Origin of the sequence: Chryseobacterium sp. CFS2, from assembly GCF_036543225.1 — a bacterium.
Classification (GTDB): Bacteria; Bacteroidota; Bacteroidia; order Flavobacteriales; family Weeksellaceae; genus Chryseobacterium; species Chryseobacterium culicis_A.
This window is the reverse complement of sequence record NZ_JAZHQU010000010.1, coordinates 1-15,159: the sequence shown is the minus strand read 5'-3', so window position 1 is coordinate 15,159 and position 15,159 is coordinate 1. Positions and strand designations below refer to the sequence as shown.

The 15,159-nt window shown below is 34.6% G+C and carries 13 protein-coding genes; 9 read left to right on the top strand and 4 right to left on the bottom strand.

The features are described 5' to 3' along the window. Positions 1–421 precede the first annotated feature (421 nt). Entirely contained in the window at positions 422–856 is a 435-nt protein-coding gene (locus tag ODR02_RS20095; RefSeq protein WP_209784147.1) for a helix-turn-helix transcriptional regulator, read from the top strand. A 246-nt stretch (positions 857–1,102) separates the two neighbouring features. On the opposite strand, the gene ODR02_RS20090 is transcribed toward ODR02_RS20095, so the two are convergent. Further along, positions 1,103–1,489, bottom strand: coding sequence for a transposase (locus tag ODR02_RS20090; RefSeq protein WP_245169681.1), 387 nt, complete (start codon positions 1,487–1,489; stop codon positions 1,103–1,105). A 1,171-nt stretch (positions 1,490–2,660) separates the two neighbouring features. On the opposite strand from ODR02_RS20090, the gene ODR02_RS20085 reads away from it, so the two are divergent. Beyond that, complete coding sequence (locus tag ODR02_RS20085) at positions 2,661–4,022, top strand: LuxR C-terminal-related transcriptional regulator (RefSeq protein ID WP_209784149.1); 1,362 nt, start codon at positions 2,661–2,663, stop codon at positions 4,020–4,022. 51 nt (positions 4,023–4,073) lie between these two features. Here ODR02_RS20085 and ODR02_RS20080 read toward each other — a convergent pair whose 3' ends face one another. Further along, entirely contained in the window at positions 4,074–4,724 is a 651-nt protein-coding gene (locus tag ODR02_RS20080; protein WP_209784150.1) for an HAD family hydrolase, read from the bottom strand. Positions 4,725–4,776: 52 nt separating this feature from the next. Beyond that, positions 4,777–6,900, bottom strand: coding sequence for a Tex family protein (locus tag ODR02_RS20075; protein ID WP_309513248.1), 2,124 nt, complete (start codon positions 6,898–6,900; stop codon positions 4,777–4,779). Between the two features lie 280 nt (positions 6,901–7,180). On the opposite strand from ODR02_RS20075, the gene ODR02_RS20070 reads away from it, so the two are divergent. Further along, positions 7,181–7,453, top strand: a complete 273-nt coding sequence (locus ODR02_RS20070; RefSeq protein WP_309513247.1) for a hypothetical protein — start codon at positions 7,181–7,183, stop codon at positions 7,451–7,453. A 111-nt stretch (positions 7,454–7,564) separates the two neighbouring features. Then, positions 7,565–8,242, top strand: a complete 678-nt coding sequence (locus tag ODR02_RS20065) for a YceI family protein (RefSeq protein WP_209784153.1) — start codon at positions 7,565–7,567, stop codon at positions 8,240–8,242. Between the two features lie 71 nt (positions 8,243–8,313). On the opposite strand, the gene ODR02_RS20060 is transcribed toward ODR02_RS20065, so the two are convergent. Continuing rightward, the gene (locus ODR02_RS20060; RefSeq protein ID WP_209789045.1) at positions 8,314–8,670 is read right to left on the bottom strand and encodes a hypothetical protein; all 357 of its coding nucleotides are present in this window, start codon (positions 8,668–8,670) and stop codon (positions 8,314–8,316) included. Between the two features lie 138 nt (positions 8,671–8,808). Between ODR02_RS20060 and ODR02_RS20055 the strand changes: the two genes are divergently transcribed. The 5 genes from ODR02_RS20055 to ychF all read left to right on the top strand — a co-directional run bounded on the left by ODR02_RS20055 (position 8,809) and on the right by ychF (position 15,028). Beyond that, positions 8,809–9,060, top strand: a complete 252-nt coding sequence (locus ODR02_RS20055; protein ID WP_209784154.1) for a DUF1294 domain-containing protein — start codon at positions 8,809–8,811, stop codon at positions 9,058–9,060. Between the two features lie 354 nt (positions 9,061–9,414). Further along, positions 9,415–11,220, top strand: a complete 1,806-nt coding sequence (gene typA, locus ODR02_RS20050) for a translational GTPase TypA (protein ID WP_209784155.1) — start codon at positions 9,415–9,417, stop codon at positions 11,218–11,220. Between the two features lie 131 nt (positions 11,221–11,351). Beyond that, a complete protein-coding gene (locus tag ODR02_RS20045) occupies positions 11,352–12,968 on the top strand; it encodes a glycoside hydrolase family 10 protein (protein ID WP_309513246.1) in 1,617 nt (538 codons plus the stop codon). A 236-nt stretch (positions 12,969–13,204) separates the two neighbouring features. Next, positions 13,205–13,756, top strand: a complete 552-nt coding sequence (locus ODR02_RS20040; protein ID WP_209784157.1) for a ferritin — start codon at positions 13,205–13,207, stop codon at positions 13,754–13,756. Positions 13,757–13,936: 180 nt separating this feature from the next. After that, a complete protein-coding gene (gene ychF / locus ODR02_RS20035) occupies positions 13,937–15,028 on the top strand; it encodes a redox-regulated ATPase YchF (RefSeq protein WP_105682013.1) in 1,092 nt (363 codons plus the stop codon). The last annotated feature ends 131 nt before the right edge of the window (positions 15,029–15,159 follow it).

Sequence of the window (15,159 nt, the reverse complement as noted above, 5' to 3'; positions counted from 1 at the left end):
TATTTGTTTGAAATTACGCGCATTTCGCCATGCTGTATCTATGATGTACGTGTTATTTAATACATCATAATGCTTATTTTATACTTTTACGGCGAAACAAAAAAATAGCGTGGAGATAAAAATTGTATTAGCCTTATTAATATTATACTTATTGCATGTGTATTCCCAAGTCGGAATTGATTCTTCTGCTCCTGAAATTACTTTAGGCGGAGTTGTAAACCCAACACAGTTGATTGTTCGAAGTAGAATCATTGTCCCGAAAATTAAATCAGAATTTGTTACCAGGGATAGTAGTGGCTATTCTGAAAAAAGACAAAGAAGGTCTGTAGTTTTCCTCAATTGACAAAGTAATGCCAATACTTAAAGGGTGTTAAATGATGAGGAGAAAGAAAAAGAATCTGAAAATATTTCAAAGAAAAATATGTTTTTTATTTACAATATCTTGGTTTTGTGCCTTATTGTTGTTTTACTTTTTGCCTATATCCGTTGTCGTAAGAACAAAGGTATACTAAGGCAAAAAGAATCTGAAACGAATATCTTAAAGGAAAAACTCAATAATTCTTACGATTGTATGATTGAATTGGCGAGGAAAAATGATCCTGATTTACTTAATAAATTTCAGGAAGCGTATCCTAATTTTATTAAAAAATTACTTGCGATAAATTCTAATCTGTCAAAATCTGATTTGATTTTTTGTGCAATGATATGGCTGGGATTATCATCAAAAGAAATTGCACAATATACTTTTGTGGAGCACCGATCTGTACAGAATAAAAAGCACAGGCTTAGAAAAAAACTGAATATTTCTTCTGATGTTGACCTGTATTTGTTCTTTAAAAATCTTTCTGAACATTAGGTTTCAGAAGAATAAGCTAAGATTGTATCAATTCTTACTTTGAAAACGGTTAGGTCTATATAGCTCATATTCAAAAGGATTAGAAACTCAAATAACAAAAAAACAGGCTTATTCTTAAGTCTATGTTTTGTTAAGGGCCTTTCCGCTTTCGGTATTCTGCTTTGAAAGGTTATTTAATTTTGTAGCTTCAACAGTGGTTGATGCTTTTTCTGTTCTCTTATTTTCTGATGAATTCCTGTAATCAAGTTATTTTTTTTCTGAATACTTGGCAATCCACTTATACAGTGTAGTTTTTGGGATTTTGTAATCATTTATAATTTCTAATTTTGTCTTTTTTCCTGTTTCAATTTGTTCCAGGATGAACTCTATGATTTCTTTAGTGTATATGTTCTTCCTGAATTCAGGTAAAGAAGATGGTTTTTTATGGGGAGTTTTGTTTGAAATTTCTTTTTTAGGAGGAGAGAAGAGTATCAGGTGTTGTGAGTAGGTCCGGAAAAAATCATATTCTAACAGTTTGCTCCATCTCAATAATTTATCTGTTGTCAGATCTTTTTCAAGGAACATTTGTTCAATTTCGGATTCGGTGCATTTCATAAAACTGCAAGCTCTCTGCATATCCAGTGCTTCTTCCATAAATTTAGCTTTGATTGTGCTGCCAATATGTATTTTTTTAAAGTTCAAAATAAACGGGATTATATAATTAAAATTTATTTTTTGAAACTATAGTAAAGATCTAAGGTTCTTTTTACCAAGCTGGAGTGAGGATTTATAATGTATAGTGTAAATTTTCACAATATTAATAGATCTTCAACATTAATTTCTACTTGAATAGAAGTGGAAATAATTAAGTAAAAGCTTGGTTATAATTTTTGTTCAAATTTAGTACTGATTATTTTGTTCGAACTAAATAGATATACATCATAAGTACACCATTTTGAAACTCCCTGATTTAGAACGGATAGTTTTGTAATGAACTTTATGTATAAAATTAAAAAAAACTCCCGTAAAAAAACGGGAGTAGCAACTTTGATCAGTATAAAGACTTATAAAAGTCAAAATGAAAACTGCTTGTGTTATTAAAGTTTAAATACAATAGATTTTTTATTGGTAGGGCATGGACTGAAACTTTAAAACAAATCTTTCCTACTTTTAACGAAATTCTTAAATCAGAAATATAGATTTACCAAAAGAATTATCTCTTGCAAATTTAGATTTGATCATTACACCAAGCAAAATTTTAGATACATCAAAAGTACATCATTTGTTTTTTTAGGTCTGTCAATAGGATTTAGGGGCAGATGAATTGTTTTTTTTGATGAAATTTTAAAATAGAATCTGTAAATGAATTTAAAATTCATAAAATGATGATAATTACTTAAAAAAAATAAATTTTCTATCCATCAATTTATGATGCGTTTTTTTGATTTTATTTTTCTCAGTATCAATGTTTTTTGAACTGTTATAATTAATCAATGCATAGTGATAATAATGTTTATATTTTTACCAATTTTAACTAAAATTAGTAAAAATATTGTAAATATTTTTATTTTTTTTAATTTTATGGCAAACAAATTGCAGTGTGTGATGGGTTTGAAAAAAAGTGTTATAAAGATCCTGTTAAGTACTATTTTATATATGAGGGATTAACATCTTTTTTATCTTTTTGAAATTAATTATTATTGAATTTACTATGCGAATGCCTAAGCTTAATCAATTTTCGAAAATATTGATTAGCACCCTAATCTGTCTGTTATTTTCTGATTTACTATATTCTCAGACGTATACTCCTCAATATATTGATAGTATGCTGCTAAAGGTTAATGAGGATTTGAGGATAAGTGGCAGAAGGAAAGAACTGATTGATCTTAATAAGAAATTTTGTGATATTAGTAAAAAGCAGGATTATAAGAGAGGTGAAGTTCTTTCTTATATTAATTTAGGTAATATTTATGCAACAGTTGGAATGTATGATAATGCATTCCAGTATCTTCAGATTGCTGAAGATAATCTTGAAGGGGGAGAAGATTACTATCTGTATACTAAATTATATCAGGAATATGGTCAGGCTAATTATGTAATAGGTCTTTATAAAAAAGCGCTTAAGTATAATTCAAAATCAATTTACTACGGAAAACTCATAGAAGATAAACGCAATCAGGAAATTTTATCTTTGGTGTATGCCAACAGAGCTGATTTTTTAAGGGAAACCGGCTCAATTGATTCTTCACTAATTTATTTACATAAGGCTTTAGATGTAAAACCTACGCCGGTTATTACTTCCACAATAGCTAATCACTATTTGCTTTATGGTAAAAATGAAGATTCATCAAAGGTTTATTTTAACAGAGCTTTTGCTCTTTTAGGAAAAAGAGATTACTGGGATTCTCAAAGGGCAATCACTTATCTTTATTATGGGGATTTTTTATTTGCAAAGAAGAATTATACTTCAGCATTGGATTACTATATGAAGTCAGTAGAAATTCTTAAAAAGACTCGAAGAATTTATCAAATCCCGAGGGTGTACCAAGTTATTGTCGATACTTATAAAAAATTAAATGATGGTTCAAAAGAGAGGGAGTATCTGGAGAAATATAGTAAATTAAATGATAGCCTGGGCCGTGCATGGGATAAGTCAATCAATACTTCTATTGATAAAATGACTCAGGAAAAGGAGAAAGTAGATAGTGAGCGACGAAGTTCCGCTATTATTTATAATGGACTTGTTTTTTTATTAATTGCCATTATTATATTCGTGTATTATAGTTATAATAAAAGAATTATCCGAAAACGTAAAATTATAAAGGCTAGAGAATTAGAGACCGAATTTTTAATAAAAAAAATGTCGATTAATGATGAAAGACTGATCTTTTTAGCCAAGAAAAATGATCCTTTATTTTTTAATGAATATCAAAGCGCTTATCCGGAGTTAGTAGAAAAGCTTCTTGATATTAATCCAAAGCTCTCCACTAATGAACTTTCCTTCTGTGCAATGATACAATTAGGTTTTTCTTCTAAAGAAATTGCGCAGTATGGGTTTATGCAGCACAGGTCAGTACAAACAAAGAAAAATAGATTACGGAAAAAATTGGATATTCCCTCTGATGTGGATATTTACTTTTTTTTACAAAGCTTAAATTCAGTAAAACCGCCTGAGGATGCTTATTGAGTTGGTAAATATTGTGCGAAAATAAAAGGTTTCCTCACCAGAGGAAGCCTTTTATTTTGAAGTACCGGAAATGTGATCTCTCAGATGTGAAAAGGTCAGAATTGCCGGTTCATAAAAGGGATCAATTAACTTTCCAAATCCGTATTGACAGAAAATGAACGGTAATCCATTAGAATTGGCTGAATCATAATCGGTTTGGGTGTCGCCGATGTATGCCGAATCTTCAACGGACAGTTGGTTTCTTTCCATCAGAAGCTGTATGTTTTCAGATTTTGGTTTTTGGGTTCGTCCGTGAGACTCAAAATCAACGAACAGACCATTGAATTGATAGTAGTCTAAGAATGATTCAATATAACCCTCCTGGCAGTTGCTTACAATGAAAAGAGAATGGGTGTTGGCTAAACTCTTTAAAGTTTCTTCAACACCATCATATAAAATTCCGCCCTGTAGGTGTAGTATTTTATTTTCTTCGGCTACAATTTCAGAAAGAAGTTCCTGGGCTTGCAAATCTGAAATACCGGGAAGAATATCTTTTATGATGTCATGAGCTAATAATCCCATATACTGATCCATATCTTCGGGTTTCAGTTCCTGCTTGAGCCACTGATTTCTACCCAATACTTCATTCCATATTTTGATGATGGTGGCTCTGGAATCCCATAATGTGCCGTCGAGGTCGAAAATTAAATTTTTTGTATTCAAAATGACTGTTTTGTGGTTTCTGCTTTAATTTAAATAAGTAAACAGTTGAAAATTATAAAATCATACTCAGCTGCACCCTTTTTCTTACTTCATCTACTTCTGTTACCTTTACACGAACATGCTGATGAAGTTTTACGACTTCATTGACATCGGATACAAATCCGTCTTTCAGCTGGGAAATATGAACAAGTCCGCTTTCTTTGATACCAAGGTCTACGAAACACCCAAAAGCTGTAATATTATTGACAATTCCCGGAAGGATCATGCCTGCTTTTAAATCTTTGATGCTTTTAACATTGGGATCGAATTCAAACACTTTTGCGGCTTTTCTTGGATCCAGTCCTGGTTTTTCAAGTTCTTTTAAAATATCTTTTATTCCTAAGATTCCGATTTCACCTGTGAGGTAGTTTTCAGGTTTTATCAGCGCTATTTTTTCTTTATTAGCAATCAGTTCATTGGTTTTAATTCCTAAATCTTTTGACATTTTCTCTACAATTCCATACGCTTCAGGATGTACAGCAGAATTGTCTAACGGATTTTTAGCATTCGCAATTCTTACAAAAGCGGCAGCCTGCTGAAAAGCTTTTTCTCCTAGTCTTGGTACTTTTTTAAGCTGTTTTCTGTCTTCAAATGCACCGTTTTCAGTGCGGTAATTAACAATGTTTTCCGCCATTTTATCCCCGATTCCCGAAACATAACTTAAAAGGGACTTACTCGCCGTATTTAAATTAATTCCTACAGAATTTACACATTTCATCACTGTAGAATCCAGTTCATTTTTCAGCTGGGTCTGATCTACATCATGCTGATATTGCCCAACACCAATTGATTTGGCATCAATCTTTACCAATTCTGCCAGTGGGTCAGAAAGTCTTCTTCCAATAGAAACCGCTCCACGCACCGTTACATCATATGAAGGGAACTCATCTCTTGCAATTTTACTTGCAGAATAGACTGATGCTCCGGCTTCTGAAACCACAAAAACCTGTAGGGGTTTATCAAAGGTAATTTTTTTAATGAAGAACTCTGTTTCACGGCTTGCTGTTCCGTTACCTATAGAAATGGCTTCAATATTATAAGCATTGACCATAGAGCGGATCTTTTTCATAGCCATACCGCTTTCATTCTGCGGAGCGTGAGGGTAAAGGGTTTCGTTGTGTAATAAATCTCCCTTTTCATCCAGGCACACAACTTTACATCCGCTTCGGTATCCGGGGTCTATTGCCAGAATTCTTTTCTCTCCCAAAGGTGGAGCCAGAAGGAGTTGGCTTAAGTTTTCAGAAAAAATTTCAATGGCTTTTTTGTCTGCTTTTTCTTTGGCCTCCTGTAGGGCTTCATTTGAAATTGCTGGTTCCAAAAGTCTTTTATAGCTATCTTTTATAGCCAGTGAAATTTGTTCCGAACTTTCATTATTAGATTTGATAATGGCTTTTTCAATGAAATCGATGGCTTCTTCTTTGTCTATTCCTACATTTGTTTTTACAAAGCCTTCGGTTTCTGCTCTTAACATGGCGAGAAGTCTGTGAGACGGTGTTCTGTTAAGGCTTTCTTCCCATTCAAAATATTGGGAGAATTTCTGTGCTTCTTCCTCATCTTTTTTAGCTTTTACAACCTTAGAGGTAACCACTGCCTTGCGCTGAAATAGTCTGCGGAGATTCTTACGGACATACATGTTTTCATTGATCCATTCTGCTATGATATCTCTCGCGCCCTGCAATGCTTCTTCTTCTGAAGCTACTTCATTGTTAAGATATTTTGAAGCCAGAAAAGAGATATCATTGTTTTTTTGGCTCATTATGATTTTAGCTAAAGGTTCCAGTCCTTTTTCCTTGGCTGTATCCGCTTTGGTTTTCTTGCGTTTTTTGAAAGGTAGGTAAAGGTCTTCAAGTTCCTGGATATCAAAACTTTCCTCTATTCTCTGTCGAAGTTCAGGAGTCAATACATTCTGCTCTTCTATAGATTTTACAATAGATTCTTTTCTCTTGACGATTTCTTCAAATTGCTTGCTGATTTTTGAAATCTGTTCGATTTGTATTTCATCAAGGTTTCCGGTTTTATCTTTTCGATAACGGGAAATAAAAGGAATAGTGCAGTCTTCTGCTAATAATTGTAAAGTATTGTTGATGCTCTTTTCAGAAATATTGAGCTGCTTCTGTATAAATTCTACGGTCGTCATTGTTCTGTTTTCGGAAAGCTAAAATAGGGTTTTGGAATGAGAAATAACGAATACGGAATGCATTAATCTCTTTATTTTTTTAATCTTAAATTATTCTTCTCCACTCTTTTTTTTGTGTCTGATTTTAACTGTATTTTAATTGATTGATAATTAATTTTTAAATCTGTGTTTGTCCTGATTTTGTATTTAAATATTTACTTATTTATATGAATTCAAAAACTAGTAGCTCGCTATGATAAACATGAGGAAAATATTGATCCTATTCATCTGTTGTTCTTTTATGAAATCCTGTATATATGCTGATTCTGAAGAACCTAAAAAATGTAACTGTATGGTACAGGAGTATGAACGGACTGTGACCTTAAAAAATGATCACGATGGTACCTATACCGATTATTCAGATACGGGCTGGGTGGCTAAAGGAGATCCACAGAAAGATAATACCGTTGAATGCTCTAGAAATGGGACTCAGAAGAGTAAAGAATTCTTCAGCAGTTATGATTCTCAATATAGATGGGATGTCTATCGCCAGTGGATGTATGACTGTAAATAATTATACGAATTTGTATTTCTTGATATATGTTAAGATGAAGGTAAGCTGGTTTTTCTATTTTTGTATCCGAAAACAACAAAATTTCAATAAACTTTTTTAAAACAGTTCAATATGAAAAAAATTAGCGTAATTGCATTAGTAGGAGTAGGATTGCTTTTAGCATCATGTGATAAAGGAAAAACAGCAGAAACTGCAGCTACGGCTCAGGAACAAACTGTAGCAGAGAGCAAAGGAGAAACATTGGCAGTAGATACTGTAACTTCTATCGTAAACTGGAAAGCTTTCCACAAAGGAGGAATGGCACCTCGTTGGGGAACACTTACTGTAAAATCAGGAGATATCAGTGTTGATGCAGGTCAGGTTTCTGCAGGAAACTTTGTGATTGATATGAACTCAATCAAAGTAGATCCGGCTTCAGTAACAGAAAAAGATAAAAAGCCGGCAGATCTTGAAGCTCACCTTAAAAACCCTGATTTCTTTGATGTAGCGAAAAACCCTACTTCTGATTTCAAAATTACAAGTGTTACAGATTTGAAAGAAGCACCAAAAGATGCTGTAGCGGGAGCTAATAAAACAGTAAGCGGAAACCTTACATTATCAGGAAAAACAATGAATGTTACTTTCCCTGCTAAAGTAGATGTAGCAGAAAATACAGCGGCTATTCAGGCTAAATTTACGGTAAACAGAGCAGATTGGGGAATCAAATTCGGTACTTCTGAAGCAGATCCTGCAGAATGGATGATCAGCAAAGATATCGAGATTGCGATCGACGTAAAAGCTAAAAAATAAGTTATTTAAATTTCAATAACTACGAGAGCTGTCTTCATGGAAGACAGCTCTTTTTAATATTACAAATGGAATCAGTTCAAAATCATGGAGTTCTGAATTCTTACACAAAATTCACTTCCAAGATATAAGGGATTACCATGCTTCTCAGACCAAAAGCCATCCAGTACATCTTTGCTTAAACAGCGGTATACGGCAACTCCTTTATAGATTTTATGATCATCTCCTTCATAATGAAAGTTGATAACTAAAATATGATCTTTATAAAATCCGGTGCCATTCTGTTGGTGATCACCAATGATCCATTGAGCAATAATACGGTTGTTCTCATCAATGGATAAGGTTAATATGCCATGGTAAGTAGGGTTGGAAGATTCTTCCTGATTACTTCCTTCAATTGAATAGCTTCCTGCAAGATCCTGTACCGTCATTGATTTGTTTTTAAGAAGAGCAAATGTAAAAAATCTTGTTCTCATAGCATCAAAAATATTTTTCTGAACCTGGATTTAAATTCCCGCAGCTTTTCTATCTGTAAATTAAATTTTATTTTTGCGGCAAATTAATTGAAAATGATCCCTTTTCTGCTGATCGCAAACCTGATTACATTTGGTGTCTTTGGTTTTGACAAATGGCAAGCCAAAAAACATCAATGGAGGATTTCCGAAAATACTCTGTTAGGACTTTCTCTGATTGGCATCCTGGGAGCCGCATCAGGAATGATTATTTTCCATCATAAAGTTTCAAAAAAATCTTTTCTTGTAAAGTTTTTCATTGTGGTTTTAATTGATCTGGTTCTTTTTTACCGATTGATAAGACATTGATACAATAAATGTTACAGTATTTCCTTAAATGTTAAATATTGTGAAAAATATTTGCCGCTATGTATTTTATTTATAATTTTATCATGCTGATAATGAGTAGGCAAACTCCAAGAGGAATCTTAGATGAATTTCCGGAAATGAAATCTGGTTTCCCTTTAATTGCAGGTTATCTGAGCTGATATGTGGAGAACCGGCAGTGAGAAATCAGGGAAGTATAAATGACTTAAAGAGTGTTTTTTGGACACACTTTTTCATTGTCTTATAAATAAGTATTTTAAACAAAATATTAAATATTTATATAACTAAATATTTTTTCATTAAAAATCACTACTTTTGCACCCGTAAAAATCTTTTATGCAAAACATTAGAAATATTGCGATTATCGCACACGTTGACCACGGAAAGACGACTTTGGTTGACAAGATCATTCACGCTACCAACATTTTCAGAGAAAATCAGGAGAGTGGGGAGTTAATTATGGATAACAACGATCTTGAAAGAGAAAGAGGGATCACTATCTTATCCAAGAATATTTCTGTTACTTATAAAGACACAAAAATTAACGTAATTGATACTCCTGGTCACGCCGATTTTGGTGGAGAAGTAGAAAGAGTATTGAAAATGGCTGATGGAGTTATTTTGTTGGTGGATGCGTTCGAAGGACCAATGCCACAAACAAGATTCGTACTTCAGAAAGCATTGGAGTTAGGATTGAGACCATTAGTGGTAATCAATAAAGTAGATAAACCAAACTGCCGTCCTGACGAAGTTCACGATAAAGTATTTGACTTATTCTTCAACCTTGAAGCTACAGAAGAGCAATTGGATTTCCCTACGTTCTATGGATCTTCAAAACAAGGATGGTTCAACACTTCATTAGAGCCAACTGAGGACATCTTACCACTATTAGATGGTATTTTACAATATGTTCCTGAGCCGAAAATAACAGAAGGAAATCTTCAGATGCAGATTACTTCTCTTGACTTCTCTTCTTTCTTAGGAAGAATTGCAATCGGGAAAGTGACAAGAGGTGAGATCAAAGAATCCCAATGGATCGGTCTTGCTCAGGCAGAAGGTAAAATTGTAAAAGGAAAAGTAAAAGAACTTTACGTTTTCGAAGGATTAGGAAAGAAAAAAGTAACTGAAGTAAAAGCAGGAGATATCTGTGCTGTAGTAGGTTTTGATGCCTTCCAGATTGGTGATTCTTTTGTAGATCTTGAAAATCCAGAGCCATTGGAAAGAACTGCAATTGACGAGCCTACTTTGAACATGACGTTCTCTATCAACAATTCACCTTTCTTCGGTAAAGATGGTAAATATGTTACTTCTAACCACCTGAAAGAAAGATTAACAAAAGAATTAGAGAAAAACTTAGCATTAAGAGTTCAGCAGACTGATGATGCAAACACTTTCTTGGTATTCGGTAGAGGCATTCTTCACTTATCTGTTTTGATCGAAACAATGAGAAGAGAAGGATATGAAATGACAATTGGTCAGCCGCAGGTTATCTTCAAAGAAATTGACGGTGAGAAATGTGAGCCTTATGAATCTTTGGTTGTAGATGTTCCTGAAGAATTTGCTTCAAGAGTTATCGACTTGGCAACGCAAAGAAAAGGTGACCTTCATATTATGGAAACTAAAGGTGAAATGCAGCACATGGAGTTCGAAATTCCTTCAAGAGGTTTGATCGGACTACGTTCTCAGATGTTGACAGCTACTGCTGGTGAAGCTATTATGGCACACCGTTTCACAGAATACAAGCCTTTCAAAGGTACTATCCCAGGAAGAAACAATGGTGTTTTGATTAGCAAAACTACAGGTCCTGCTACAGAATATTCTATTGCAAAACTGCAGGATAGAGGTAAGTTCTTCGTTGATCCGGGTGAGGAAATCTACACAGGAATGATCATTGGTGAACAAAACAAACCTGGAGATTTGGTAGTAAACATCGTAGAAGCAAAACAGTTGAACAACATGAGAGCTTCAGGAAAAGATAAAGATACTGGTGTTGCTCCGAAAATCTTATTCTCTCTGGAAGAATGTATGGAATACATCCAAGGTGATGAAGCGATTGAGGTAACTCCAAACTTCATCAGAATGAGAAAGAAAATCCTTTCTGAAGAAGAAAGAAAAAGATTAGAAAGATCTGCAAAAGCATAATAAAAATCTTATACATAAAATCAAAGCCTCGATTTTCGAGGCTTTTTTTCTATGCCAACCCATTAAAATGCTTATTTTGGCATAATAATCTCTGAGAAATAAAAAATAAATTTTAAAGTAGTTTTGTGACTATGAGAATGAATAAATTAAAACTTATCGTTTTATTGGGCGTTTTTGCATCTTACACTACCTCATGTTCTGTTCAGAACAATGTTGTAAAAACACCTTCCACAAAGAATCCGACAAAACCAACCAACAATACAAACCCGCCAAAAGTAAATCCGGTAGCTACAAAACCTACAACAGGAACGGCAGCTTCAACGGAAGAAAATTTCAGAACCAACCTTCCGGAAATCAAAAGAGAATTCCGCGGAGCATGGATTGCCAGTGTAGCGAATATCAACTGGCCTTCAAGAAATGATCTTACGGTGGACCAACAGAAAGCCGAAGCAATCAGTATGCTTGATATGCTGAAAGATAATAATTTTAACGCTGCTATTTTCCAGATCAGACCTTCTGCAGACGCACTTTATACGAGTAATATCGAGCCATGGTCTTACTTTCTTACCGGAGAAACTGGAACGGCTCCTTCACCCAATTATGATCCGCTTCAGTTCTGGATTGAAGAAGCTCATAAAAGAGGATTGGAGTTGCATGTCTGGCTAAATCCTTATCGTGCCCATCATACCAATGGTGGTGCTGTGAATAAGTTGTCAATGGCCAATAAATTGTCTGATATTGTTGTAAGACTAAAAAACGGAATGTACTGGTTTGATCCTGCCAATCCCAAAACACAGGGGCACGTATCAAATGTGGTGAAAGATATTGTAAAAAGATATGATATTGATGCCGTTCATTTTGACGATTATTTCTATCCTTATGCAACTTATAACAAAGGGGCGGATTTCCCCGATAATGCAACCTGGAATACCTATGTAAGCAATGGCGGTACATTATCCAGAGCAGATTGGAGAAGAGATAACGTTAATAAATTTGTAGAACGTATCTATAAAGAAATTCACGCAGAAAAAAATAATGTAAGATTTGGGATCAGCCCGTTCGGAATATGGAAACCTGGATATCCTGCAGGAATTGTAGGGTCTTCACAGTATGACGAGCTGTATGCAGATGCTAAATTATGGCTCAATAAAGGTTGGGTAGATTACTTTTCACCACAGCTTTACTGGCCTATTGATTCCAAAGGACAGAGTTTTGAAGCCCTGTTGAGCTGGTGGCAGTCTGAAAATACGATGAACCGTCACTTATGGCCGGGATTGAATACTGTTGAGATTAAAGTGTCTGACCGCCCTACGGAAATCAAAAATCAAATTGCAATTTCGAGAAATATTTTGAAAAATGATGCCGGAGAAATTCACTGGAGTATTGCCGGACTTACTAAAAATCCAAATATGCTTCCAACTCTGAAAAACGGACCATACAATGAAAAAGCATTAGTACCGAAATCTCCATGGATAAAAGCTGTTCCGCTTCAGACGCCTACATTGTTTATTGCTGATAACGGAAGCTTTGCACAGACAAGCTGGAGTACAAAAAATGTAGCAGACGTTTTTCTATGGGTACTTTTCACGCAATATAACGGGGTCTGGCAGACAGAAATTTTGACATTGGATACCCTTTCAAAAGACATTCCTAAATCTAAAGACGGTAAAAAACTGAATGCCGTTGCTATTAAAGCGATTGACAGGTTAGGAAATGAAAGTGATTATACTGCCAGAAAAATTAAATAATACTGATCCATTATGAGTCATTGCGAACCATAAGTTGAAGCAATCTCAATGATAACTTTTAAAACCAGTTCTTGAAAAAGAGCTGGTTTTGTATTTTAGAATAGCTATAAATTAATAATTTAAAATATTGAAAATCAGATATCTATTTTCGTTTGTTGTCATGTTGTATATAATGTAATCACCTTATCGGAACTGTTTTTGCATTATTTATTCCATAATCACCAAAATATAACATTATGAATACTAAAAGACTTTCCACCAACATGGAAAAAGCACTTAGTGACCAGATGAACAAGGAAATTCATGCATCACACGTTTTTTTATCGTATGGAATCTGGGCTGATGACAAGGGCTATCAGGGAATTGCCAATTTTCTTTACCGCCATGCTCAGGAAGAGCGAAATCACTCAATCAAATTCATGGAATACATTTTAAACAGAGGCGGAAAACCACAGGTAACAGCAATTCCAGCTCCTCCGGCAGATCCGGACAGCCTTACCGCTTGTTTTGATGGTGTTTTTAAACATGAAGTTGATAATACAACCGCTATTTACAAAATTGTAGATCTTTCCATGGAAGAAAAAGACTGGGCAACCTGGAATTTTATGCAATGGTTTGTACAGGAGCAGATTGAAGAGGAAACATTAGCTCAGAATTTAATTGACAAATTGAAAATTGCAGGTGGAGACAGAGCTACTGATGAATCTTTATTTACTTTAGATAAAACTTTACAGGAAGCACCGAATGATGTTCCTCTGGCTCAGAATGCCACAGGAAACAATCCATAAATTATCAGGTGAATCCTGAACCTTTTGAAAATCTGTCAGAACACTGGCAGATTTTTTTATTATGAAACTCCCTCAAAAATCACTATCTTTGCACACTCGTAATTCAAGGTTCTGAGTTCAATGTTTAAAGTTGAAGCGTCTTTGAATTACCCCTAAACCTTAAACTTTGAATTTTACAATATGAAATGTGGAATCGTAGGCCTGCCGAATGTAGGTAAATCAACTCTTTTTAACTGTTTGAGTAATGCAAAAGCTCAATCAGCAAACTATCCTTTCTGTACTATTGAACCTAACTTAGGAACGGTTTCTGTACCGGATCAAAGATTGTTTGAACTAGAGAAAATCGTAAAACCTGAGAGAGTTTTACCTGCTGTAGTTGAGATTGTTGATATTGCAGGTCTTGTAAAAGGAGCCAGCAAAGGAGAAGGATTGGGGAACCAGTTCTTAGCAAATATCCGTGAGTGTGAGGCAATCATTCACGTTTTAAGATGTTTTGATAACGGAAATATTGTTCACGTAGAAGGTTCAGTAGATCCATTAAGAGATAAAGAAATTATTGATATCGAGCTTCAGTTGAAAGACCTTGAAACAGTAGGGAAAGCAGTTGAGAAGGCTAAGAAATTCATCAAATCAGGGAAGAAAGAAGATATTCTTACCTACGAAACCCTTCAGAATTTACAAAAATTCCTTGAAGATGGTAAAAATGCAAGAGAATTTGCGACTGATGATTTCACAAAATCAGTTATTGCAGAGGTTCAGCTGCTAACCAACAAACCGGTACTTTACGTTTGTAATGTAGATGAAAATTCTATTAAAAACGGAAATGACTGGATTGGTAAGATTGAAGAAATGGCTAAGAATGAGGGAGCTGAAGTAGTAGTACTAGCTGCACAGATCGAAGCGGACATCAATGAGCTTGAAACTTTTGAAGAAAGAGAAATATTCCTTGATGAACTAGGTCTTACAGAGCCAGGTGTGAATCGTCTGATCAGAAAGGCGTATGACCTTCTAAAACTTCAGACCTATTTTACAGCGGGTGTGAAAGAAGTAAGAGCCTGGACTATCGGACAGGGATGGACAGCTCCACAGGCTGCAGGTGTTATCCACACAGACTTCGAGAAAGGATTTATCCGTGCGGAAGTAATCAAGTATAACGATTACATCACTTACGGTTCCGAAGTAAAGATAAAAGAAGCAGGAAAGCTTTCTGTAGAAGGTAAAGAATATATTGTACAGGATGGTGACATCATGCACTTTAGATTCAACGTATAAAGAAAAGTATTAAAGTTAGTTATAATAAAAAGCGCTTCCATGTATTTGGGAGCGCTTTTTGCTGCAAGTTGGATTTATACTTCTTAGCTGAAGTTCAAAACGAAGGCTTCTGTTAAAGAAAACAGCTCCCT